Here is a 23413-nt window from a genome sequence, read left to right as displayed (position 1 = left end):
TCAAATTAGCAACACTTGGGTGCCGACGTTGGCCATCGCGTAAAGTTCTTCGATATGCTCGTTGTAAAGGCCGATGCAGCCGTTGGAAGATTTGCGACCAATCTTGCGCGTATCGTGGGTGCCGTGGATACGGTAATATGTCCAGCTGAGGTGCAGCGACCGCGTGCCCAGCGGATTTTGCGGGCCGGGGCCGATGTAGTCCGGCCATTCCGGGTTGCGCTTCTTCATGGACGGGGTAGGGCGCCAGTCCGGCTCCGGATCTTTCAGGATCACGCGGGTACGGCCCCGGCGGGTCAAATCCTCGGTCAGCGGCACACTGGACGGGTACAGCTTGTAAACCGTCTGCGCCTCATTCCAGTAGTGGACGGCACGGCTGTCGATATCGACCAGGATCGCACCGTTCCTCAGGTTGTCGAAATAGGGCTGCCAAGCCAATGACCGGAAGCTGGAAATGTTGCGGCGCACCGATTGTGTGGGGTCGCGCGAGGCTTGGCCAGCGGGCACGTTCTGGGCAAGCGCCGGTGCGCCGATCAGCGCAGCTGAACCCGCCAAAAATGCGCGGCGGCTGGGGCTGTTGAATGGTGATTTGGACATTGAATGTCTCTCCGTTGGTGTATTCCTGCCAGTTGCGCGAAGATTATTGCCTGAAAGTCGCAGTCGCAAATCAAACAGATGTCATCACGCAGCATCACGCCGATGTGGGTTTGTAATGCAACGTCCAAGCGGCTATCGAGTTTCAAACAACAACAGTGATGTGCGGCAACAATGCGTATTTTCCCGGTTCTTCTGGTCGCGATGATGACCCTTGCGGCCTGTGGCACCCCTCCGGCTCCGACGGTTGGGGAAGACGGACGTCCACTGCCAAAACTGTATCGCATCCGCGGCAATGACACTGCCAAACTGCAATTCCGTATGCTCGATTCCGTCAATGCGCTGCGCAGTGCGCAAGGTGCTGCACCTGTCGAGCTGAACCCGCAATTGAATGCTGCGGCGGCAACACATGCCCGCGATATGTCCGTTCAAAACCGTCCCTGGCACTTTGGGTCAGATGGCTCTTCTCCCATCGACCGGCTGCAGCGTGTTGGCTATGGCGGCAGCTTGATCGGCGAAAACATCTCGGAATCGTACGAGACGGAGTTGGAAACACTTGCGGCGTGGATGGAGCAACCTGACACGCGACGCACGGTCCTGTCGCCACAAGCCCGCGATATGGGATTTGCCTGGTTTCAAGAACAGAACGGCAAGATCTGGTGGACCATGGTGATGGGCAACCCGAATTCAACGCCCCTTGTGCCCGAAGCAAACCCATCCGCATCCCGCCTGGTGCCGGATCCAACACCTGATCCCGATGCAACCGCCACGACGGTTGATGATACGCAAGATGACGCGGTGATCATCACCACGACGCCTGCAACCTGATCAGGGGTTGATCTGGATAGGGGTGCCGTTGCGCACCATGGAATAGACATCTTCCATCTCGCGATTGGGTACTGCGATGCAACCCCATGTCCAATCCTTGCGCTTGCGCTTGAAGGGGCTGGATTCGCCGTGGATAAAAATGTCGCCGCCCGGCGGTTTGCCCAGCGCGGCCGCCTCCATCCGGTCCCGGGCGTTGGGATACGAGATACCCAGCGAGAGGTGAAACTGGCTGTTCGGGTTGCGCCGATCGATGATATACGTTCCCTCAGGCGTACGCCCGTCCCCTTCAAAGAACTTGTCGCCGATGGGGGCAAAGCCCAGGTCTATGTCATAATCCTTGAGCACCCTGTCATCGTGCAACAGGTACATGCGCCGTGCGTCCTTGTTCACCACGATATAGGTGACGTCGGGCCCACGATATGTCTTGAACTTGCTGGAGGATGAACAGGCGCCAAGGCTCATTGCTGCCGCTCCGCCCATCATCAGATGTCTGCGTTTCATGAAAGTCCTGTCCCAATAGGTCGTTTTTGTATTTTGATGAAAATACCACGACCGGCAGCGTCCAGCCTAGCGGCATTTTGCCCGGCCAGATCACCAGCGCGTGATCATTTGTCCCGCAGCTTCGCCTCGATCTGGTCCAGACGTTTGATCACCTCGTCGCGGTAGCTGTCGGTTGCTGCGTTCGATTCTTGGGCATGTGCATCCTGCATCGAATTCACGATCAGACCGACCAGCAGGTTCACCACAGCGAAGGTTGTCACCATGATGAACGGCACGAAAAAGAGCCAAGCGTATGGGTATACCTCCATCACTGGACGGACAATGCCCATGGACCAGGATTCGAGGGTCATTATCTGGAAAAGGGAATAGGCGCTGCGTCCCAAATCGCCGAACCAGTCCGGAAAGCTGCTGGAAAAGAGTTTCGTCGCTATCACAGCACCAATGTAAAAAATCAGCGCCATCAACAGGAACACGCTGCCCATGCCGGGCAGGGCGGTCACGAACCCCTCGACCACGCGGCGCAGGCTGGGCGCCACGGACACAACACGCAACACGCGCAGAATGCGCAGTGCCCGCAGAACGGAAAGCCCACCCTGACTTGGGACGAGGGCGATGGCCACGATGACAAAGTCAAAGACGTTCCAGCCGTTCCGGACAAAGCTGCCACGATAGGCAATGAGTTTCAGAATGATCTCGACCGTGAAAATACCCAAGCAGACACGGTCCACCGCAATGATCAGTCCGCCAGCAAAAGACATGGCCGCCTGCGAGGTCTCAAGCCCGAGTGTGATCGCGTTCAGAATGATGATTGCAATGATCGCATTCGTGACGCGCGGGCTTTCCAGCCAACGGGCGAGGGTGGTCCGGTCCATATGTCGTCTCCTTCACGCGGCGATATGGGCCAAACGGAAGGCACCGACAAGTTCCACATGGGCTGACCAGCGGAACTGATCCACCGGCTGCACCCAATCCAGCACATATCCCGCATTGCACAAGGTTTCGGCATCGCGCGCAAAGGTCTGCGGGTTGCAGGACACATGCGCAATCACCGGCGCCTGGGCGCGGGCCAACTCGGCCACCTGCGCAACCGCCCCTGCACGCGGCGGGTCGATCACGACCGCATCAAACCGGGACAGTTCGTCCGGCAGGAGGGGGCGGCGAAACAGATCGCGCGTTTCGGTTGTCACGCGCTTCAACCCGCTGGCCCCACGCCACCCGGCATCCAGCGCAGCCATCATATCGCGGTCCCCTTCGACCGCATGGACCTCTGCCGTTTCGGCCAAGGGCAGGGCGAAGGTGCCGCAGCCCGCAAACAAGTCGACCACCGACTTCGCCGGGCCGATAATGCCGCGTACCAGTTCGGTGAGCGTCTGCTGACCATGCGCGGTCGCCTGCAAAAAAGCCCCGGCAGGCGGCACAACGCGCGCCACTCCCATCGGATGAGCTGGAGGCACGCGCATGCCGATCTGCTCATCATCCCATGTCAGTCGGGCGATCCGGTGTTGTTGGCAAAACCCAGCCAAGGCCATCCGCAATGGGCCGTCCAACAGCTTTCCACCAGACACGGCAATATCCAGACCTTCGGGTGACTCGGTCACCGTGATCGACAGTGCCGCCTTGCGGCTGGCACCTGCCACCGCGAGATGTTCACATAGTGGCAGTGCCGCGCGCAGGGTTGGCGTGACAAGCATGCAATTCGGGACGGCGATGATCGTATCAGACTTGCGGCCATGAAACCCGGCCATGGCACCTTTCTTCGTCCGTCGCGCGGCGAATGTAGCGCGGCGGCGCGACTGGCTGGGGGACGTGACAGTGGGACGGATTTCAGTCTCTAACCCTGCGCTTTTCAGTGCATTCTGCACAATCTCTCGCTTCCAATCCGCCACCAGTGCGTCAGACGCATGTTGCATCTGGCACCCGCCGCAAGATCGGAAGTGAGGGCAAGGGGGTGCGACGCGATCAGGCGAAGGTGTTTCGATGCGAACATCAGTCAGATGCACACCGTCCAATACACCGCTCACCACCTCGCCGGGCAAGGTCATAGGGGCAAAGACTGGGCCAGGCGCAATTCCATCGCCCTGCTGCCCCAGTCGTTCAATGGTCACTGTCGTCATGCAGAGCGGCCTACCCGGATCGGCGACGGTGCAAAAGAGCTATTCCGCGGCCTGCGTGCTGATGAACCCGCCGGACTGCCGTTGCCAGTAGCGGGCGTACAACCCGCCCTTTGCGAGCAGCGCGTCATGCGCGCCTTCCTCGACGATGCGGCCCCGATCCATGACGACAATCCGATCCATCTCGGTAAGGGTCGACAGGCGGTGCGCAATCGCAAGCACGGTCTTGCCGTCCATCACCCGTGACAAGGCCGACTGAATTGACGCTTCGACCTCACTGTCGAGCGCACTGGTCGCTTCGTCCAAGACCAGGATCGGTGCGTCCTTGAGAATGGCGCGAGCCAGAGCAATCCGTTGACGTTGGCCGCCTGACAGTTTCACTCCGCGTTCTCCGAGATGCGCGTCGTAGCCTTTGCGCCCCTTGTGGTCCTGCAAGTCCAGGATGAAATCATGCGCCTCGGCTTTTTGCGCGGCGGCCATCATGTCCGCTTCGGAGGCATTTGGCCGACCATACAAGATGTTCTCGCGGGCGGAACGATTGAACATCGCCGTTTCCTGCGTGACCATCCCGATATTATGCCGCAAGCTGTCTTGGGTGATGTGATTGATGTCGTGGCCATCTATCAGAACACGGCCACTTTCGCCTTCGTAGAGACGCAAAAGCAGCGATACGAGGGTCGATTTCCCGGCACCAGACGCCCCGACGATCCCAACCTTTTCGCCCGGCGCGATACGCAGGGACACGCCATTGATCCCGCCGGTATCGCGGCCATAGCTGAAGCCCAGATTGTCGAAAACAACCTCCCCTGCAACAGCACCGAGAGATGTGGCATCGTGCGCGTCCTGCACGCGATTGCGTGGCGTGAGGGTGCGCATGCCGTCCTCGATCTCGCCCACATTGGAATAGATCGCCATTAGCGTGAAGCTGACCCAACCGGTCATCTGCGCGATGCGGATGGCGATGGCGCCCGCTGCGACGATGTCGCCGGGTGTCGCGATGCCCTGACGCCACATCAGGATTGTGCCGCCGAGAAGGAACACAGGCAGCAGCCCCGCAAGCGTCATGAGCGCAAAGCGGAAGCCCGCCGACAGGATACCGAAATCGACCGCCGTTTTGCGGAAGCTGCCCATCGCGCCCAGCGCCGCCTGATCCTCATGATCGTCATGGGCGAAGAGCTTGACCGTTTTGATGTTCGTGATGGTATCAACGACCTGACCAGACACCATCGCGCGGGCTGCTGCACGGGCTGCCGACCGCTTGCGAATGCGGGGCAAATACCAGCGGATCAATGCGAAATAGGCAACCAGCCAGACCGCAAATCCAATCGCCACACGCCAGTCGATAGCCAGCAAAAGCAGGATGGAGCCTGCAAGCGATGCCAGCGCAAACGCAACGACGTTGATGAATTCGGACACGACATCAGTAACTGCGCGTGCGGCCTGCATCTGCTTTTGTGCGATGCGCCCGGCGAAATCGTCGTCAAAAAACGTGACCGATTGCCCAAGCGTCCAACGGTGCAGCCGCGACAGGACAAGCGGGTTCACATTCGGCATCACTATGATCGAGTTGGTCGCCGAACTCAGCCCGAAAAAAAGCGGCCGCGCGATCACGAAAAAGACTAGCGCACCCGCAATTAGACCCACGTTAGAGACGGAAAAGAACCCGTCGGGGCCAAGCTGAACCGTCGCGTCGATCACGCGACCAAGGATCAGCGCAGTGCCTGCCTCAAGCGCGCCGGCAGCGGCAGAACAGATGGCGGCCAGCCAAAGTGCGGGCCACGCGCCGGACAGGCACCAGCGCATGAACGGCCAGAGCGATTGCGGCGGTGGCCCCTCTGCCCGCCGGAAGGAGTCGATCCAGTTGGAAATCTTCACTCTGCTGCCTCGGTCGCGATGAACCCGCCAGATTGACGTGCCCACAACTCTGCATATAGGCCGCCTTGGGCCAAAAGCGCGTCGTGGGACCCGTCCTCGGCGATTTTCCCGTCGTCGAGCACCAGAATACGGTCCATCTGCGCGATGGTGGACAGGCGATGCGCGATGGCGATCACCGTCTTGCCCTCCATCATCTTGTAGAGCGTATCCTGAATTGCTGCCTCAACCTCACTGTCGAGCGCGCTGGTTGCTTCGTCCAGAACAAGGATCGGCGCGTTTTTGAGGATGACGCGGGCCAGCGTAATCCGCTGCCGCTGACCCCCAGACAGCTTCACGCCGCGTTCACCGACTTGGGCATCGTACCCAGTGCGCCCTTCCGGATCGGCGAGATCCAGGATGAAATCATGCGCCTGCGCCTGACGGGCTGCAGCAAACATCTCCTCTTCGGTTGCATTGGGGCGACCATAGAGAATGTTGTCACGCACGGACCGGTGCAAAAGCGAACTGTCCTGTTGGACCATGCCGACGTTCAGGCGAAGACTGTCCTGCGTTACCTTGGCAATGTCCTGGCCATCAATCTCGATCCGGCCCCCTTCGGCGTCATAGAAACGCAAGAGCAGCTTAACCAATGTCGACTTGCCCGCGCCAGACCGCCCGACAAGGCCAACCTTCTCACCCGGATGAATGACAGCCGACACCGCCTCGAGCCCGCCGCTGTCCCGTCCATAGTGATGCGTCAGGTCGTGCAAGGCGATCTTACCCTCATGCATCTCCAGCGCTTTGGCATCAGGCGCATCCACCAGGGTGACAGGCTGGGCAATCGTCTCCATCCCTTCGGATATGATCCCGAGGTTCTGAACCAGCGACGTCATCGCCCACATAATCCAGTAGGTCATGTTGTTCAGGCGCAGGGCGATGGTCAAAGCGGCGGCCACCATGCCTTCGGTCGTGAAGCCACCAAACCAAAGCCAAATGGCAAGCGCACCCATCGACACGATCATTGAGGCGTTCAAGACGGTCAGGGCCACATCCATTTTCACGACGATGCGCATCTCTTTCATAAAGGTCTGGCGCGCGCCCTCGATCGCATCCTTGGCATAGTTGATCTCGCGATCATGGTGGGCGAACATCTTGACGGAATGGATGTTGGTATAGCTGTCGACCACACGGCCCGTAATCGCGCTGCGCGCATCCGAACTGGCCTTGGCCGCAGGACCTGCGCGGTGGATCACCCAGCGCAGCAAAAGCAGATATCCGACAATCCAGAAAATCAACGGCAATGCCAGCCACAAATCAAAGCTCATCAACAGGATGACTGCACCGATGACCGACACCGCAAAGAATGACCCGGCATCAAGCACCTGGAACATCGCCTCGCCAGCCGCTGGCGGCGTTTGCATGATGCGGTTGGCGATGCGCCCGGCAAAATCATCCTCGAACCAGCCGACCGACTGGCGCAGGACATGGCGGTGGGACCGCCAGCGGATCAACGTCCCAAGATTCGGCAGCAGGGTATTGTGCAGCAGGGCAACGTCCACAAACGCCATCATGGTGCGCAGCACCACCACCCAAAGAGCCACAAGCATGAACTCAAGGCCGTATTCAGGAATAATCGCTTCCGGCGTTCCTTGGGCCAGCAGATCCACGATGCGGGCCACATACCAGATCAGCAGGATTTCTCCGAACGCAACGACCGTGCTGAACACAAAGGTGATGGTCATTACCCAACGAAAGGGTTTCAGGTAATTCCACAAGAACGGCCACAGATTGGTCGGCGGCGTGTCGGCTTCGGTGTAGGACTGATAGGGATCGACAAGCGATTCAAAGAACTTGAACATGATGGGCCCGTAGAGAAATGGTGCAACAGGTACGTGACGCGGGCCAGGGCCACGCGCGCCACGAAGGACAATCAGCGACGATCAGGCGTCGTTCCAGGTCCTTGGTACCATTATGCTCTCCATAGCTTCAGTCGAGACATAATGTCAGAGACGCCGAATGTCACGAGGCGAGCAGAACATCTTTGCTCTTCGTCAGATCAGAGGCCAGCCAGAGCTGTTTCAACCGCTTGAGTTCTGTACCGAGCGCGGCGCCGGAACGGTGAGGCAAATCCTTGGCGGAAATCGGAAAAACAGCCTTGGCGCCATCATCGACCTGGCGCATGACGACATCGTCGATTGGTGTGCCTGCATAAGCAGCTTTCAGCAGCACCGCGCCACGACCCGCCTCTTCACCGCCGAGATGCCCGATCGCCTTTGCAGTGTCCGATGACATGGAAAGCGTGCGAACCGATTCGAGGTGCCGCCGATCACGGCGTGACAGTCGCAGCCGATCTTCGACCGCATCACCGCCCAGCGCCGCCAGGCGCGTAAGCGGGTCCGCTTCGGCACTCGCGAGATGTTCCAAATGGACAAGCGGGCCCAGAAAGGTGGGATCGGCGCCGGGCAGCAGACGCGCGAGGACCCCGGTTTGATGCATGACCGCAATGGCTGGCGATGGATCAGGCGCTGATAGCAACTTCATGAACTCCGACCCGACCCGTTCGGCGGACAGCGTTTCAAGCCCATCAAGGTTTTCGGAGATACCTGCCAAGGCTTCTGCATCCCAGCCGCCGGTTGGGTCGGCGTATTGGGCGGAGAAGCGAAAGTAGCGCAAGGTGCGCAGATAATCCTCGCGAATGCGCTGGCCCGCGTCGTCGATGAAACGGACACAGCGCGCATACGCGTCTTTGAGGCCGCCGACCGGGTCGGTGATCACGCCCTCCGCATCAGCGTAAAGTGCATTCATCGTAAAATCGCGGCGCCTGGCATCATCGGCAACGTCGCTGGCAAAGGCGACAACAGCGCGGCGCCCGTCCGTTTCTACGTCCTTGCGAAACGTCGTCACTTCGAACGGATGATCCTTTGCCACAACGGTTACGGTGCCATGTTCGATACCGGTCGGGATGCACCGAAACCCGGCGTTAGTGCACAGTTGGATGATTTGGTCTGGGGTCGCATCGGTCGCGATGTCGATGTCAGAAATCGGCACAGACATGATGGCGTTGCGCACGCAACCACCAACAAAAAGCGCCCGAAACCCCGCTTCGGCAAAAACCGCGCACAGATTTTGCGCCGCCGGATCGGTCAGAAACGCCGTCTTAGGGTCTAGTCTTGGGGAAGCAGGTCGGTCCATGCGCGCAATATACGCGCGGTTGCGCCCCAGATGTAATAGGGGCCGTATGGCACGGTGTAATACAGGCGTTTCTGCCCACGCCAGCGCCGTGCTTCGACAATAAAGTTTGCGGGTTGCAGAACGTGGGACAGGGGGACGCGGAACACCTCTGACACTTCGCCGACCTCCGGCATCGCATCGAAACTGCCGTTCACCAGCGCGACAACAGGCGTTACGGTGAAGGACGTGACGGTTTCGTGGGGCGCAAACGTGCCAAGAACTTCAACGTTTTGGCTGTGCAGCCCAATCTCTTCGCGTGCTTCCCTCAAGGCAGTGGCAACCAAATCAGTGTCGCCCTCATCCTGCTTGCCACCGGGAAATGCGATCTGGCCCGGGTGGTGTTTGAGCGCCGAAGAACGCTTGGTCAGGATCAGTTCGTAACCGTTCGGACCTTCGATAATCGGAGCAAGAACAGCTGCGGGGCGCAGCGTGCGCCCTTCGGGCAGCAAAACGCCCTTATTCAGATCGTAGTCGGACGAGGCGGCGCCGGATTGTTCCAGCGCCGCCCGCGTTTGGTCAATAAGGTCATGCACTGTCTTGCGATTCCGCCTCAAACCCCACCGTGGCAGGGTCCAGATCGTAATGCGCGCCGCAGAACTGGCAGTCTGCCGTGACCCGGCCGTCATCGGTCGTCATCTTTTCGATGTCCCGCGCGGAATAGATCGACAGGCTCTGACGCACCCGCTCTTCGGAACAGGTGCACCCAAAGCGGATCGGCTGGGTGTCAAAGACCCGTGGTGATTCCTCGTGAAACAGGCGCAGCAAAAGATCGTTTGGCGCGAGTTGCGGGCCGATCAGCTCCATCTCTTCGACCGTATCCAAGAGGATGTTCACACGGTTCCAGTTGTCGGATTCGTCCCCGTCCAGCAAATCATCTGAGCGCAGCACATCGCCATTGCCCTCAGATGTGGCGGCAAAGGGGGATGCCTTGGGCATGTGTTGCAACATCACGCCGCCAGCGCGCCAGTGTTCGGAGCCGCCAGCTTCGGTAGATTTGCCAAAGCTCAGCTGGAACCGTGTCGGCAGTTGCTCAGATTGCGCGAAATACGTCTCTGCACAGGCGGCGAGTGACGTACCGTCCAACGGCGTGATCCCTTGGTAGGGCGTCATACCGCTGCCTTGGTCGATCATGATGGCAAAGTACCCCTCGCCCACCTGATCAAACGGCGCGCCATCTGTCAGGCGGTCACGATCAAAGCTGGCGTAAGCACGGATACGGGCGATGTCGCCCTCCGCCTCGGGCCCATAGTAGTCGGTCGCGATCATCCGCACCGGTCCCTTGGACTGGACCTGCAGCGACAGCTTCCAACGCAGCTTGATCGTCTGGCCGATCAACGCGGTCAGCAGCGCCATCTCGGCGATCAGCGCCTCAACCTGCGGGGGTAGTCATGTTGTTTCAGGATGCCATCCAACACTCCGTCCAGACGCGCAACGCGTCCGCGGATGTCGGAAGCATCAAGTTGGAAAGGCAGGACGGTATCGTCCCACGCGAGTTGCGAACCGAGTGTCATTGGGGTTTCCTTTGGTGCCAGTCGTTGGCATATCGCGACTATATAGGATAGCGGGCAGAAACTGAAAGGGGGGCGCATGATCCGACGTTTCGGCGCACCGCCAGACCCCAATCGCAGATACAAGATGCGGCCGGGCGCATACGCCATTCTGCAGCGCGGGCCATCCGTCCTGCTGACATTTCAACGCCAGCCAGAGCCAGAGTTCCAGTTGCCCGGTGGCGGCATCGACCCCGGCGAAAGCCCGATCCAGACCCTGCACCGCGAGGTGTACGAAGAAACCGGCTGGCATATCGGGTCGCCGCGCAAGCTGGGAGCGTTTCGGCGGTTCACCTACATGCCCGAATACGACCTTTGGGCGGAAAAGCTGTGTCACATCTACGTTGCACGCCCGGTGATGCGCTTGAGTGAACCGTTGGAGCCAGACCACAGCGTTGTCTGGATGGATCCAGAGCTGGCGGCAGATGCCGTTTACAACGACGGTGATCGCGTATTCCTGCGCCGCTATTTCGACTGATCTGCACCGTGATATTCGAATAGAACACCAGACACATCGTCCGGAAATGTGGTTTCGCCAGCAAACTCGGTCAGCCGCCAAATCAGCGCTTCGAAAAAAGCGGGCCCGGATACCTGGGCCAAGTCCTGCATCAAATCCGCAAGTCCAGCTTCCTCAAGCATGTCGCCATCGACACCGGGGCACTCCGTCACGCCGTCAGACAGTAGCAGAAGGCGGTCACCTGGGTGCAACTGCGTCTCGAACTGAGTGAAAGAGATGCCAGACATCAAACCGACGGGGAAACCACCCGGTCCATACTGCTCAATCGCGCCATCCGCCCGCTGCACGGCGGGATGCGGATGACCGGCCTGCGCCATGCGCACATGTCCAGTTGTCAGGTCGACGTCTGCGAGAAGCAGGGTGAAGTAATGCTCTGTCTCCATTTCATCGAGGACCAGGTCGTTCAGCGTTTCAATCACCTCTTCCGGCGGCAGAAACGCATATGATCCATCGGGGCAACGCTGCAGAGCGACATTCTGGTCTGGCGCTGCTGCCGATAGGTAACCCGCCAACCGAGCGGTCATAAGTGCTGAACTGATTCCGTGACCTGATACATCAATGGAAAACAGTCCGAGGTGCCCCGCCTGCGCGGGAAAAAATCCAACAAGGTCACCGCCGACGTGACCGCTGGACTTGAGCATCAGGCTGAGATCACCGCTGTCAAAGGATTTGTGACGCTCGCGCACCAGAGACTGTTGCAGCTTTTTCGCTTCCAGCAAGTCACTGTCGAGCGAGTCATACAGGCGCTGCAATTCGTCCAGCGTGTCCGTGATCAGGCGGTTCTTTTCGGTCAATTCGCGCTGCATTTGCAGGATACGCTCACCGGCAGCGATACGAGCCCGCAACTCGTTTGCATCAACCGGCTTGGTGACAAAGTCGTCCGCGCCTGCCTCAAGCCCCATGGCAACTTCTGCCTTTTCGCTCTTCGAGGTCAGAAGAATGAAGTAACCATATTGATCTTGACTTAGTTCTCGAAAGGAAGCGCAAAATTCCAGCCCGGTCATACCCGGCATCATCCAATCGCTTAAAACCAGGTCCGGCAGCACGTCTTCACAGATTTTAAGAGCCTCTTCGCCCGATCCCGCCTCGAAAACCTCAAACCCCCATCGTTTGACCGAACTCGACAAGATCTTGCGTTGCAGGCGGCTGTCGTCAACGATCAGCACACGATGCGTCGCACTTGTGGCGTCGGGGGCAGAAGCCTCCTCCTGCTGGATCAATTCAACGTTCATGTACCGCGTATTCCAACTGCTCCGCCGTTTGATAGGTCGAGCCGCTTAACACGTGGTGAAGCTGGAACGGAGTTTACGTAAACCTTTAATAGTCACTTTTCGTTAACTGCACCTGTGCTGAAACACACCCATAGTGATCGGAGACAGCCATGATTGATTGGGAACGCGTCAGCACCTTACGCGCAGAAATCGGCGAAGAGGACTTTGAAGAGGTCGTTCCGCTGTTCATCGAAGAGGTGACAGAAATCATCAGCTCCTTGCGTGATGGGCCCGACCTGTCACGGTTGGAAGAAGACCTGCACGCGCTGAAGGGCAGCGCGCTCAACCTGGGCTTTACCGAGTTTTCGACCCTTTGTCACAAAGGAGAGGCGCTGTCCGCCAGAGGCAAAGCCGCAGAGGTGGACGTGCCTAGAATTCTGGACAGCTTTGATGCCTCAAAAACCGCGTTTACGTCAGGCCTGGCGGCGGGCCAAGCCGCCTAGATCACGAATTGCGCCAGTGTCTCGTCATTGGTGATGTCGGTATAGGTAAAGCCGCCGGCGTCCAGTTCTGACAGGAAGCGGTCGAAGTTTTCCGGGCGCTTCGTCTCGATCCCAATCAGGACAGACCCGAAATTGCGCGCCGATTTCTTGAGATATTCAAAGCGCGCAATGTCGTCGTCGGGTCCAAGAATGCTCAGGAAATCCTTAAGCGCGCCGGGGCGTTGCGGCATCCGCAGAATGAAATACTTTTTCACACCTGAATAGCGCTGCGCACGTTCTTTGACCTCGGGCAAACGTTCAAAATCGAAATTACCACCAGAAGTGACACACACAACGGTCTTGCCTTCGATCATGTCCGCGACGTCACGCAGCGCCTCGACGGCGAGCGCACCAGCAGGTTCAAGCACGATCCCTTCGACATTCAACATGTCGATGATCGTCGTGCAGATACGATCTTCTGGAATGTCGATCACGTCTTCAGGGCTTGCCATTTTCAATCGCGCGAACGTCCGTGCCCCGATGGTGGCCACCGCAGCACCGTCCACAAATGTATTGATGGGCGAGACATCAACAGGCTGACCGGCGGCAATTGCACGGGCAAGCGATGGGGCACCTGACGGTTCCACAAATGTATAGCTGACCCGATCTTCGAAGTAGCTGCGCGTGCCAGCCGACAGGCCACCGCCACCAACAGGCAGAATTATGTGATCGGGCGCCCGGCCCAATTGTGCTTCAATCTCAACCGCGACGGATGCCTGGCCTTCGATCACGTCCTCATCATCAAAGGGCGAGAGAAAATGCGCACCCGCGTCTGCACAAAACGATTGGGCCGACGCCAGCGTATCGTCGAAATAGTCACCGATCAGCCGCACCTCGACGTGATCACCTCCAAACATCTGGGTTTTCATAACCTTCTGCTGCGGTGTCGTGACCGGCATAAAGATCACGCCGTGCACCCCGAAATGCTTGCACATGAACGCAACGCCCTGCGCATGATTGCCTGCGCTGGCACAGACAAAAACCGCGCCATCGGTCATCACCTTGCGCATCGCATTGAACGCACCGCGCAGCTTGTAGGATCGCACCGGGCTCAGGTCCTCACGCTTGAGCAAGATGTCGGCCTTGTAGCGCTCGGACAAAACCTGGTTTCGAAGCAGGGGCGTTGGCGGAAAAACCGCGCGCATGGCCTGTTCCCCCGCGCGCGCATCGTCCTGAAAGCTCATTCATTCACCCCTTTGCGGCAATCCTATTGACCTAGCGGCGCGGCCATCACGGGTCAATCTTGCCCCTGTGCGCCAAAACGGCTATCGGCACCCAACTCTTGCAAGGGAAGACTGACGATGAGCGCACCCAAGAAAGTTGTGCTGGCCTATTCCGGCGGCCTCGACACTTCGATCATCCTGAAATGGCTGCAAACAGAATACGGGTGTGAGGTTGTGACCTTCACCGCCGATCTGGGCCAGGGTGAGGAGTTGGAGCCTGCCCGCAAGAAAGCCGAAATGATGGGCGCGACCTCAATCTACATCGAGGATCTGCGCGAAGAGTTCGTGCGTGATTTCGTCTTCCCGATGTTCCGCGCCAACGCGCTTTACGAGGGGCTGTATCTGCTCGGCACCTCCATCGCCCGCCCGCTGATTTCCAAGCGTCTGGTTGAGATTGCGGCCGCGGAAGGGGCCGACGCAGTCGCTCATGGTGCAACCGGCAAGGGCAACGATCAGGTGCGGTTCGAGTTGGCCGCCTATGCGCTTAACCCAGACATCAAGGTGATCGCGCCCTGGCGCGAGTGGGACCTGTCGAGCCGGACCAAACTGATCGACTTTGCCGAAAAGAACCAGATCCCGATCGCAAGGGACAAGCGCGGCGAGGCGCCCTTTAGCGTGGATGCAAACCTGCTGCACACATCGTCCGAAGGCAAAGTGCTGGAGGATCCGGCCGAGGATGCGCCGGATTACGTGTATCAGCGGACGGTCAATCCCGAGGATGCGCCGGACACACCCGAATACATCGAAATCGGGTTCGAAAAGGGCGATGCAGTCTCTATCAATGAGGAAACCATGTCTCCGGCCACTGTTCTGACCAAGCTGAACGAGTTGGGCGGCAAGCACGGCATTGGACGTCTGGATCTGGTTGAAGGGCGTTTCGTCGGCATGAAGTCTCGCGGCATTTATGAAACGCCCGGCGGCACCATCCTGCTGGAGGCCCATCGCGGGATCGAGCAGATCACGCTGGACCGGGGTGCGGCACATCTCAAGGATGAATTGATGCCGCGCTATGCCGAACTGATCTACAATGGGTTTTGGTTCTCGCCCGAACGCGAAATGCTTCAAGCCCTGATCGACAAAAGTCAGGATCATGTGACAGGGACCGTCCGCTTGAAACTCTACAAAGGGTTGGCACGCACGGTCGGGCGCTGGTCAGATCACTCTCTTTATTCCGAGGCGCATGTGACGTTCGAGGACGACGCGGGTGCCTACGACCAGAAAGACGCGGCAGGGTTCATTCAATTGAATGCCTTGCGTCTGAAACTGCTTGCCGCACGAGATCGGCGGCTCAAGTAATCTTGTGTGCGGCGAGCGCCTCGTAATTGGGCATCGCCGCATTCGCCAAATCGGCGTACGCCCCTTTCAATTCTGGCAACGGACCCTCGGCGGCGTCAAATCTGGTAGAAGCATGGACCGCGTTGTACCAATGCGCGGCCCAAACACCGTCAGCCGGATGTCCGCCCGCCGGCCACGAAAGCATGTTGGTCGTCCACGGAATGCCGATTGCATCGCAGAGCTTTTGTAACATTTCGGCCGGATTGGCGCGGATATCGCTGGAGTCCACAACGACACCCCCGCCGACATGATCAAAGATGTCTACCTGTTGACTAAACCCCAAATCCGATAGCACCGGGGCTTGTCTTTTGCGCGCGTAGCTCGACACGACGCGCGCGGGATGGCGGATAAGAAAGACATGTTTTACCCTGCGCATCCAATCGGAATTCCAATCGCGCAGCATGTGGTGTGTCATGTGTTTTTGGTAGAAAACAGGCTCTGACACGGGCGAAACCAGCGATTTTGCCACTCTATCCGGGTCCTGGTCCTGCGCCGACAAAACCTTATCCCGCATCGGGTGATCCGTGCCGGTTGCGGCTAGGTACGCGGCATAGAACGGCTCGTCCACCACGCGGCTATCACCGCGTGCAGCAAAGCTGTACATCATGGCCGTCGACAGGTTCCGTGGTCCGGACCACATGGCAATACGTATCGTCATGGCACAACGCTATGCAGCCGCGCTCGGATCGTAAACAATCTCACGCTTGCGCGACCTCTCTGTCCTGTGAGTTGAGCGTGTGTTTCTTCCGGTTAGTTTGGCCATGACAGAGGAGGAAGCGCCATGACATCCGCTCGCACGATTAAAACGGTATCCCTTGGTCTGATGATTGCCCTGGGATTTTTCGCGCAGGCCAAGACTGGCCACGCCCAGCAACTTGAGACGATCACCGTTGCCGGTGGCTGTTTCTGGTGCGTCGAAGCAGATTTTGAAAAGGTGAACGGCGTGACCGAGGCCGTATCGGGATTCGCCGGGGGAACCATTGCAAATCCAACCTATCGGCAAGTCGTCAACGGCGGAACGGGTCACTACGAGGTCGTCCAGATTACGTACGATCCCACCAAAGTGTCCGCTGGCACCCTGTACGATCTGTTTTTTCGCTCCGTCGATCCGACCGACGCGGGCGGCCAGTTCTGCGACCGTGGTGAGAGTTATCGAACGGCGATCTTCGCCACTCCGAACCAAAAATCAGCTGCCGAACAGGCAAAGGCCAAAGCGCAGTCTGATCTAGGTCAATCCGTTGTAACGCCGATCTTGGGCGCATCTGAGTTTTACCCGGCAGACGGCTACCATCAGGACTACTACAAGCAGTCCGGCCTGATCCTCACCCGGTTTGGACCGAAGTCCAAAGCCAATGCATACAAAGCGTATCGCGAGGCATGCGGTCGGGATGAAAGGGTCCGCCAGCTGTGGGGGGATGCAGCGCCGCTTGCAGGCAGCTAGCCCAGCTTTGCGTCCTCAATCTCTTTCAGATCGGGGATCACATCAGCCGTACCCAACCGGGTCACCATCAGCGCAGAGGCTTGCGTTGCCAGGTCCAGCGCCTGCCGTATGGGCAGTCCGCGATCCAATCCGGCGACAAGGTAACCGGTGAAGGTATCGCCCGCCCCGGTGGTATCCACCGTTACGACCTCGATCGCAGGCACACGCGTTTCCGTCCCGGATCCATTCAACCAACGGCATCCGTCTGACCCAAGCGTCACAACAACGTTGTCGATGCCCAGCGCATGAACGGGTTTGCCCAGCGCATCCTCGAGTTGTTCGGCCTCTACCTGGTTCAGGACCAGCAAATCGACAAGGTGAAGAACATCGCGCACCGCTTCCGCATCAAAGGGTGCGGCAGCATAGACAACGCGCAACCCAAGCTGCCTGGCCATCTCCGCGGCTTCTCGTTGACCATTTGTTTCGTTCTGCGTCAGAAACGTGTCGCCAGGTGACGCTTCGGTCAGGGCCGAGCCAACAGATGATGCCGAAATGGCCTTGTTAGAGCCGGAAAACAACACAATTTGGTTTTCGCCATCACGGGCCACCGCAATGTTTGCATGGCCAGTTGCCTGATCAGGCATCACTTGGATGGGGCGGGTGTCCACGCCGTATTCCATCAATCGCTCGACCGTCCATGCGCCGTCTTTGCCAACCGCGCCGATATGCGCGACGCGCGCGGCGGCGCGGGCAATTGCCACGGACATGTTGGCGCCTTTCCCGCCCAGACCCTGGCTGAACTGGGTCGCGGCCAAAGTCTCGCCCGCCGCGGGCAGATGCGGTACGCGGTAGACGTTGTCGATATTGATCGAGCCGAGGTTCCAGACCGCCATCAGCCCACCTTGCATGCGGCAAGGACGGCCATGTTCAGAATGTCATTCGCGGTTGAAACGGCCGAACAGATCTGGATCGACCCACCGACACCAGCAAGGATGGGACCAATAACCGTGGCACCGCCCATTTCCTGCATCAGCTTGACGGAAATGCTGGCGGAGTGCCGTGCCGGCACCACCAGGATGTTGGCAGGACCGGTAAGGCGCGAGAACGGATAAGCCGCTTGGGCCGTTGCATTCAAAGCGACATCGACAGTCATCTCGCCCTCATACTCAAAATCCACACCGCGTGCATCCAAAACAAGCGGCGCCTTGCGCATCTTCTCGGCCCGTTCGGACACCGGATACCCAAAGGTAGAAAAACTGACAAAAGCCACGCGCGGCTCCAGTCCCATGTTACGCGCTACTGTCGCCGCCTGCTCCGCGATATCAGCCAAATCCTCTTCATCCGGCCATTCATGCACAAGCGTGTCTGCCATGAACACAATGCGGCCCTTTTGGATCAGAGCCGTAATCCCAGCCGTCTTGCTTTTCGGCTGAACGTCAAAGACATGCCCAACACGGTCCAATACGTGCGCAGATTTGCGGGTCGCACCGGTGACGATGCCATCACCGTGACCGTGCGCAAGCATAAGCGCGGCAAAGACGTGGCGATCGCGAGCCGCAAGACGGTGGATGTCCTGACGGTCAAAACCGCGCCGGTTCAAACGCTCATAGAGATGCGATTTGTAGACATCAAGATGCGTGGTGTTTGCGGCGTTGACAACCTCAAGTTCGCGCACGGCATCATCAAGCCCAGCTTGCTCCAGCTTGTCCCTCACGTCGTCCTGTCGCCCCACCACAAGCGCTTTGCCAAAACCGTTGCGCTGATACATGACCGCTGCTCGCAAAACACGCGGATCATCGCCTTCGGCAAAGATCATGCGGGCCTGGGCGGCGCGGGCGCGGGCGTTGATGCCGGTCAGGATGCTCGCCGTCGGATCCATCCGGGACTTCAGGCTCAGCTCATAGGCGTCCATGTCAATGATCGGGCGACGGGCGGCGCCCGTATCCATCCCCGCCCTTGCCACAGCTGGCGGAATGCGGTGGATCAGACGCGGGTCAAACGGTGTTGGAATGATGTAGTCGCGCCCAAACGACAGTGACTTTCCATAGGCCAGCGCGACCTCATCCGGCACATCCTCGCGCGCAAGAGCGGCAAGCGCATGGGCGCAGGCAATCTTCATTTCGTCATTGATGGCGCGCGCGTTGATGTCGAGCGCACCGCGGAAAAGGTAAGGAAACCCGAGCACGTTATTGACCTGGTTTGGATAGTCACTGCGTCCGGTCGCAACAATGGCATCCATCCGCACCTCATGCGCTTCTTCCGGCGTGATCTCGGGATCGGGATTCGCCATTGCAAAGATCACCGGGTTGTCGCCCATGCTTTCGACCATCGCGGGCGTCACGGCCCCCTTGACCGACACGCCCAGGAACACGTCCGCGCCCTTCATCGCCTCTTCAAGGCTGCGCAGCTCGGTCTTGACCGCATGGGCCGACTTCCACTGGTTCATGCCTTCGGTACGGCCCTGATAGATAACGCCTTTGGTATCGCAGATGATGCAATTGTCGTGCCGCGCTCCCATGGCCTTGAGCAATTCGATACACGCGATGCCCGCGGCCCCTGCCCCGTTCAGAACGATCTTCACATCTTCGATCTTTTTCCCCGAGATATGCAGCGCGTTGATCAACCCCGCCGCACAGATCACAGCCGTGCCGTGCTGGTCATCATGGAAGACCGGGATATCCATCTCTTCCTTCAAACGCTGTTCAATGATGAAGCATTCGGGTGCCTTGATGTCTTCGAGGTTGATACCGCCAAAAGTCGGGCCCATCAGCCGGACCGCCTGACAGAAGGCATCGGGATCTTCGGTATCCAGTTCGATGTCGATGGAATTCACGTCGGCGAACCGTTTGAACAGGACCGACTTACCCTCCATCACCGGCTTGGAGCCGAGTGCGCCGAGGTTGCCCAAGCCCAGCACGGCAGTACCGTTCGAAATCACGGCCACAAGGTTGCCCTTGTTGGTGTAGTCATAAGCCGTTTCGGGGTTTTCAGCGATTGCCTCGCAGGGGACCGCCACGCCGGGGCTGTAGGCAAGGCTCAGATCCCGTTGTGTCGTCATCGGCACGGTGGCCTGGATCTCAAACTTGCCGGGTGTGGGTTCCATGTGAAACGCGAGGGCTTCTTCTGCCGTCACCTTTGTCTTGCTCATCTGCGATTGTCCTCCCGTCGCACCATGGCCTCTTAGCGTGCCAGGTTCCGCGCCTCAATCGACTTTGGCTTTTACTCGGCCCAGAGCGTTTGTAATGTCGCGCGACAAACGGGGGAATATCATGTCAGTCACGCCGATGATGGCGCAATATCTCGAGATAAAGGAGGCGCATCCCGGCGCGCTTCTGTTCTATCGCATGGGCGATTTCTACGAGATGTTCTTTGACGATGCCGTCGCCGCGGCCGAGGCTTTGGACATTGCCCTGACAAAACGCGGCAAGCACGACGGCGCAGACATTCCGATGTGTGGCGTGCCGGTTCATGCCGCCGAAGGTTACCTGCTGACGCTGATCCGCAAAGGGTTTCGCGTTGCCGTCTGCGAACAGATGGAAAGTCCGGCGGAAGCAAAAAAGCGTGGGTCCAAGTCGGTCGTCAAGCGCGATGTTGTGCGCCTTGTCACGCCAGGCACGTTGACCGAAGACACGCTATTGGAAGCGCGAAGGCACAACTTCCTCGCCGCTTTCGCCGATGTGCGAAGCGAAGGGGCGCTGGCCTGGGTCGATATCTCCACCGGTGCTTTTTCGGTCATGTCGCTTGATATGCCTCTGTTAGGGCCTGAATTGGCGCGGCTGGCACCATCGGAGTTGATCGTGACGGACGCCAAGGAAGCAGACCTGCGGCCCGTGGTCGAAGACTTCGGGATCTCAATCTCGACCTTGGGCGGTGCCGCATTTGACAGCACGGCAGGCGCGGAACGGCTGGGCACCTTGTTCGGGGTGAAGACGCTGGAGGCCTTTGGCACCTTTACACGGGCCGAGGTCGGCGCGATGGGCGCATTGGTGGAATACCTGGAAATCACGCAGAAGGGCAAACTGCCCCTTCTTCGCCCACCCAGGCAAGAGGTGCAGGCGCGGACGGTTCAGATTGATGCCGCAACACGCCGCAATCTCGAACTGACATCCGCATTGTCTGGCGGGCGCAGTGGATCACTGCTGTCCGTGATCGACCGAACAGCGACAGCTGCAGGTGCAAGACTTCTGGAACGGCGACTTGCATCGCCTTCCCGCGTGTTAGAGACGATTTCGGCACGTTCGGACGCTGTGGAATACAGCGTTGAAAACCCTGATTTTACATCCGCAGTTCGGGATGCCTTGAAACGCGTGCCGGATATGGACCGCGCCTTGTCGCGGTTATCACTGGACCGCGGCGGCCCGCGCGACCTCGCCGCGCTGCGCAACGGACTGGGTCAGGCGCAAGCCCTGTTCGACGCGCAACCGGACACCCTGCCTGATCTACTGGCGCGTGCGTTCCGCGATCTTTCAGGACATGGGGACCTGATCGACCGCTTGGAACATGACCTTGTGGCTGAACCGCCGCTCCTTGCACGCGATGGCGGGTTCATTGCTGCGGGCTGTGAGCCGGAATTGGACGAAGCGCGGCAGCTGCGGGACGAGGGGCGGTCCGTCATCGCAAAGATGCAGCAGGACTATGCGACGCAATCCGGGGTGCAATCACTGAAAATCAAGCACAACAACGTGCTTGGATACTTTATCGAAGTCACAACGACCCACGCCGACAAGATGATGTCGCCGCCGCTGAATGAGACGTTTATCCACCGGCAAACGACCGCGAACCAAATCCGATTCACGACCGTTGACCTGTCCGACCTCGAAACCAAAATTCTGAACGCAGGTAGCCGGGCGCTTGAGATTGAAAAGCGTCTCTACGAGGGGCTTAGGTCTCTGGTGTTGGATAATGCCGCGCTTATCAGCCAAACCGCGAATGCTCTTGCAGAGATCGACCTGTCCGTCGGTTTGGCGACGTTGGCCACCGCTCAGGATTGGTGCAAACCGCACCTCGACACATCGCGCAGCGTTGACATCACCGGCGGCCGGCATCCCGTGGTCGAACACGCGCTGTCCCAGCAGGGCGGCACGCCGTTCATTGCAAATGACTGCGAACTGAATGCGGAAGGTGGCGCAGCGGTCTGGCTTCTGACCGGTCCGAACATGTCGGGTAAGTCGACATTTCTGCGGCAAAACGCGTTGATCGCGATCCTCGCCCAGATGGGCAGTTTTGTCCCGGCGCAGGCAGCGCATATCGGATTGGTCAGCCAGATCTTCAGTCGCGTGGGCGCGTCCGATGACCTTGCCCGAGGGCGATCAACCTTCATGGTCGAGATGGTGGAAACCGCGGCCATCCTGAACCAGGCCGATGACCGCGCGCTGGTGATTTTGGATGAGATCGGTCGGGGCACTGCAACCTATGACGGGTTGTCGATTGCCTGGGCCACGCTGGAACACTTGCACGACGTGAACAAATCCCGCGCGCTTTTTGCGACGCACTATCACGAGATGACCGCGCTCGCCGGAAAGCTGGACGGCGTGGAAAACGCAACCGTCTCGGTCAAGGAATGGGACGGCGAGGTCATCTTTCTGCACGAGGTGAAGCGGGGCGCGGCGGACCGATCCTATGGCGTGCAAGTCGCGCAACTTGCTGGCCTGCCACCCGCTGTCATCACACGCGCGCGCGTGGTCTTGGATGCGCTGGAATCCGGTGAGCGTGAAGGGGGCGCCACACAGAAAACACTGATCGACGATCTGCCGCTCTTCTCCGCCACGCCGCCGCCTGCCCCCACAAAAACCAAAGCCTCGCCCGCATTGGAGATGCTTGAAACCGTTCACCCCGACGAACTCACACCACGAGAAGCGTTAGACCTGATCTACAAACTGAAAGACGCGGCCAAGTCCTGACCGCGCCTTCATTGTTCTTCAAGTATGCAAATAGCCTTAGCTTGCAGGTGTCGATGACACCCCAACCTGCGCCGGGCGCAGCAGTCTGTCGTGCAGCATGAAACCTTCGGCAGACACCTGAATGATGTCCCCCGCCTTGGTCCCTGGCACCGGCGCTTCGAACATGGCCTGATGCAATTGCGGATCAAAGGCGTCACCGACCTCGGGCGAAATCCGTTCGATCCCGTGTTTTTTAAACACGTTCAGCAGCTCGCGCATGGTCAGCTCAACACCCTCAAGCAGGGCTGCGGACACTTCACGCTGTTCATCCGTTGCTGATTCAAGCGCACGCTTCATGTTGTCGTAAACGGGCAGCATATCGCGGGCGAGTTTGGACCCGCCATAGTTCTCGGCCTCACGCCGGTCTTTGTCCGACCGTTTGCGCGCATTTTCGGCGTCGGCGAGGGCACGCATGAACCGATCTTTCAGTTCATCCCGCTCGGCGCGCAATTGATCAAGTTCCAGCGCCTCGTCATCAATCTCTGCCATCTCATCGGCATAGACTTCTTCCTCCGCCATATCGATGTCATCAAGGAATTCATCATTCTTCGGCTCAGCCATGT

20 protein-coding genes and 1 pseudogene are annotated in these 23413 nt (G+C 58.9%); 6 read left to right on the top strand and 15 right to left on the bottom strand.

Annotation, left to right across the window (positions count from 1 at the left end):
• Complete coding sequence (locus BWR18_RS16740; protein ID WP_076629575.1) at positions 1–594, bottom strand: L,D-transpeptidase; 594 nt, start codon at positions 592–594, stop codon at positions 1–3.
• Positions 595–765: 171 nt separating this feature from the next.
• On the opposite strand from BWR18_RS16740, the gene BWR18_RS16735 reads away from it, so the two are divergent.
• Positions 766–1419 (top strand): CAP domain-containing protein, encoded by a 654-nt coding sequence (locus tag BWR18_RS16735; protein WP_438873638.1) that lies wholly within the window; start codon positions 766–768, stop codon positions 1417–1419.
• Here the strand turns inward: BWR18_RS16735 and BWR18_RS16730 are convergent, their stop codons facing one another.
• From BWR18_RS16730 to BWR18_RS16695, 8 genes and pseudogenes are all read right to left on the bottom strand, one after another.
• Positions 1420–1920 carry a L,D-transpeptidase family protein gene (locus BWR18_RS16730; protein ID WP_076629574.1) on the bottom strand — a complete coding sequence of 167 codons (501 nt, stop codon included), beginning with the start codon at positions 1918–1920 and terminating at the stop codon, positions 1420–1422.
• Positions 1921–2024: 104 nt separating this feature from the next.
• Positions 2025–2792: an ion transporter gene (locus BWR18_RS16725; RefSeq protein ID WP_076629573.1), complete on the bottom strand. Its 768-nt coding sequence runs from the start codon at positions 2790–2792 to the stop codon at positions 2025–2027.
• Positions 2793–2804: 12 nt separating this feature from the next.
• Positions 2805–4034 carry a class I SAM-dependent RNA methyltransferase gene (locus BWR18_RS16720; RefSeq protein ID WP_076629572.1) on the bottom strand — a complete coding sequence of 410 codons (1230 nt, stop codon included), beginning with the start codon at positions 4032–4034 and terminating at the stop codon, positions 2805–2807.
• 39 nt (positions 4035–4073) lie between these two features.
• The gene (locus BWR18_RS16715) at positions 4074–5906 is read right to left on the bottom strand and encodes an ABC transporter ATP-binding protein (protein WP_076629571.1); all 1833 of its coding nucleotides are present in this window, start codon (positions 5904–5906) and stop codon (positions 4074–4076) included.
• Entirely contained in the window at positions 5903–7744 is a 1842-nt protein-coding gene (locus BWR18_RS16710) for an ABC transporter ATP-binding protein (RefSeq protein WP_076629570.1), read from the bottom strand. Before BWR18_RS16710 ends, BWR18_RS16715 begins: the two co-directional genes overlap by 4 nt.
• Before the next feature lie 160 nt (positions 7745–7904).
• Positions 7905–9077 carry a CCA tRNA nucleotidyltransferase gene (locus BWR18_RS16705; RefSeq protein ID WP_076629569.1) on the bottom strand — a complete coding sequence of 391 codons (1173 nt, stop codon included), beginning with the start codon at positions 9075–9077 and terminating at the stop codon, positions 7905–7907.
• On the bottom strand, positions 9050–9649 hold the full coding sequence (locus BWR18_RS16700) for a CoA pyrophosphatase (RefSeq protein ID WP_076629568.1): 600 nt from the start codon (positions 9647–9649) through the stop codon (positions 9050–9052). Before BWR18_RS16700 ends, BWR18_RS16705 begins: the two co-directional genes overlap by 28 nt.
• A pseudogene (locus BWR18_RS16695) lies at positions 9642–10627 on the bottom strand (Hsp33 family molecular chaperone HslO). The gene BWR18_RS16700 and the pseudogene BWR18_RS16695 overlap by 8 nt, the downstream one beginning before the upstream one ends.
• Positions 10628–10703: 76 nt before the next feature.
• Here BWR18_RS16695 and BWR18_RS16690 point away from each other — a divergent pair.
• On the top strand, positions 10704–11141 hold the full coding sequence (locus BWR18_RS16690) for an NUDIX hydrolase (RefSeq protein WP_076629567.1): 438 nt from the start codon (positions 10704–10706) through the stop codon (positions 11139–11141).
• Here BWR18_RS16690 and BWR18_RS16685 read toward each other — a convergent pair.
• The gene (locus BWR18_RS16685; RefSeq protein ID WP_083957744.1) at positions 11129–12412 is read right to left on the bottom strand and encodes a SpoIIE family protein phosphatase; all 1284 of its coding nucleotides are present in this window, start codon (positions 12410–12412) and stop codon (positions 11129–11131) included. The genes BWR18_RS16690 and BWR18_RS16685 overlap by 13 nt on opposite strands.
• Before the next feature lie 149 nt (positions 12413–12561).
• Here BWR18_RS16685 and BWR18_RS16680 point away from each other — a divergent pair, with 149 nt between their 5' ends.
• A complete protein-coding gene (locus BWR18_RS16680) occupies positions 12562–12894 on the top strand; it encodes an Hpt domain-containing protein (protein ID WP_076629566.1) in 333 nt (110 codons plus the stop codon).
• Here the strand turns inward: BWR18_RS16680 and ilvA are convergent.
• Positions 12891–14117 (bottom strand): threonine ammonia-lyase IlvA, encoded by a 1227-nt coding sequence (gene ilvA / locus BWR18_RS16675; protein ID WP_076629565.1) that lies wholly within the window; start codon positions 14115–14117, stop codon positions 12891–12893. The genes BWR18_RS16680 and ilvA overlap by 4 nt on opposite strands.
• 117 nt (positions 14118–14234) lie before the next feature.
• On the opposite strand from ilvA, the gene BWR18_RS16670 reads away from it, so the two are divergent.
• Entirely contained in the window at positions 14235–15452 is a 1218-nt protein-coding gene (locus BWR18_RS16670) for an argininosuccinate synthase (RefSeq protein WP_076629564.1), read from the top strand.
• Here the strand turns inward: BWR18_RS16670 and BWR18_RS16665 are convergent.
• On the bottom strand, positions 15445–16149 hold the full coding sequence (locus tag BWR18_RS16665; RefSeq protein ID WP_254684887.1) for an HAD family hydrolase: 705 nt from the start codon (positions 16147–16149) through the stop codon (positions 15445–15447). The genes BWR18_RS16670 and BWR18_RS16665 overlap by 8 nt on opposite strands.
• 123 nt (positions 16150–16272) lie before the next feature.
• Between BWR18_RS16665 and msrA the strand changes: the two genes are divergently transcribed.
• On the top strand, positions 16273–16932 hold the full coding sequence (gene msrA, locus BWR18_RS16660) for a peptide-methionine (S)-S-oxide reductase MsrA (protein WP_083957743.1): 660 nt from the start codon (positions 16273–16275) through the stop codon (positions 16930–16932).
• On the opposite strand, the gene BWR18_RS16655 is transcribed toward msrA, so the two are convergent.
• Positions 16929–17804 (bottom strand): ribokinase, encoded by an 876-nt coding sequence (locus tag BWR18_RS16655; RefSeq protein ID WP_076630378.1) that lies wholly within the window; start codon positions 17802–17804, stop codon positions 16929–16931. The two genes, msrA and BWR18_RS16655, sit on opposite strands and share 4 nt — an antisense overlap.
• Positions 17804–20059: an NADP-dependent malic enzyme gene (locus BWR18_RS16650; RefSeq protein WP_076629562.1), complete on the bottom strand. Its 2256-nt coding sequence runs from the start codon at positions 20057–20059 to the stop codon at positions 17804–17806. The genes BWR18_RS16655 and BWR18_RS16650 overlap by 1 nt, the downstream gene beginning before the upstream one ends.
• A 121-nt stretch (positions 20060–20180) precedes the next feature.
• Between BWR18_RS16650 and mutS the strand changes: the two genes are divergently transcribed.
• A complete protein-coding gene (gene mutS / locus BWR18_RS16645) occupies positions 20181–22811 on the top strand; it encodes a DNA mismatch repair protein MutS (RefSeq protein ID WP_076630377.1) in 2631 nt (876 codons plus the stop codon).
• 36 nt (positions 22812–22847) lie between these two features.
• Here mutS and BWR18_RS16640 read toward each other — a convergent pair whose 3' ends face one another.
• Positions 22848–23411, bottom strand: coding sequence for a nucleotide exchange factor GrpE (locus tag BWR18_RS16640; protein WP_076629561.1), 564 nt, complete (start codon positions 23409–23411; stop codon positions 22848–22850).
• Positions 23412–23413 lie beyond the last annotated feature (2 nt).

The sequence above is a fragment of the Tateyamaria omphalii genome, assembly GCF_001969365.1.
In the GTDB taxonomy this organism is placed as follows: domain Bacteria; phylum Pseudomonadota; class Alphaproteobacteria; order Rhodobacterales; family Rhodobacteraceae; genus Tateyamaria; species Tateyamaria omphalii_A.
The sequence above is the reverse complement of the archived record's forward strand: the minus strand, read 5'-3'. Positions and strand labels throughout refer to the sequence as shown.

Coding starts and splice junctions, on each gene's coding strand:
- BWR18_RS16740 (WP_076629575.1), bottom strand. CDS start 594: ATGTCCAAATCACCATTCAACAGCCCCAGCCGCCGCGCATTTTTGGCG.
- BWR18_RS16735 (WP_438873638.1), top strand. CDS start 766: ATGCGTATTTTCCCGGTTCTTCTGGTCGCGATGATGACCCTTGCGGCC.
- BWR18_RS16730 (WP_076629574.1), bottom strand. CDS start 1,920: ATGAAACGCAGACATCTGATGATGGGCGGAGCGGCAGCAATGAGCCTT.
- BWR18_RS16725 (WP_076629573.1), bottom strand. CDS start 2,792: ATGGACCGGACCACCCTCGCCCGTTGGCTGGAAAGCCCGCGCGTCACG.
- BWR18_RS16720 (WP_076629572.1), bottom strand. CDS start 4,034: ATGACGACAGTGACCATTGAACGACTGGGGCAGCAGGGCGATGGAATT.
- BWR18_RS16710 (WP_076629570.1), bottom strand. CDS start 7,744: ATGTTCAAGTTCTTTGAATCGCTTGTCGATCCCTATCAGTCCTACACC.
- BWR18_RS16705 (WP_076629569.1), bottom strand. CDS start 9,077: ATGGACCGACCTGCTTCCCCAAGACTAGACCCTAAGACGGCGTTTCTG.
- BWR18_RS16690 (WP_076629567.1), top strand. CDS start 10,704: ATGATCCGACGTTTCGGCGCACCGCCAGACCCCAATCGCAGATACAAG.
- BWR18_RS16685 (WP_083957744.1), bottom strand. CDS start 12,412: ATGAACGTTGAATTGATCCAGCAGGAGGAGGCTTCTGCCCCCGACGCC.
- BWR18_RS16680 (WP_076629566.1), top strand. CDS start 12,562: ATGATTGATTGGGAACGCGTCAGCACCTTACGCGCAGAAATCGGCGAA.
- ilvA (WP_076629565.1), bottom strand. CDS start 14,117: ATGAGCTTTCAGGACGATGCGCGCGCGGGGGAACAGGCCATGCGCGCG.
- BWR18_RS16670 (WP_076629564.1), top strand. CDS start 14,235: ATGAGCGCACCCAAGAAAGTTGTGCTGGCCTATTCCGGCGGCCTCGAC.
- BWR18_RS16665 (WP_254684887.1), bottom strand. CDS start 16,149: ATGACGATACGTATTGCCATGTGGTCCGGACCACGGAACCTGTCGACG.
- msrA (WP_083957743.1), top strand. CDS start 16,273: ATGACATCCGCTCGCACGATTAAAACGGTATCCCTTGGTCTGATGATT.
- BWR18_RS16655 (WP_076630378.1), bottom strand. CDS start 17,804: ATGGCGGTCTGGAACCTCGGCTCGATCAATATCGACAACGTCTACCGC.
- BWR18_RS16650 (WP_076629562.1), bottom strand. CDS start 20,059: ATGAGCAAGACAAAGGTGACGGCAGAAGAAGCCCTCGCGTTTCACATG.
- mutS (WP_076630377.1), top strand. CDS start 20,181: ATGTCAGTCACGCCGATGATGGCGCAATATCTCGAGATAAAGGAGGCG.
- BWR18_RS16640 (WP_076629561.1), bottom strand. CDS start 23,411: ATGGCTGAGCCGAAGAATGATGAATTCCTTGATGACATCGATATGGCG.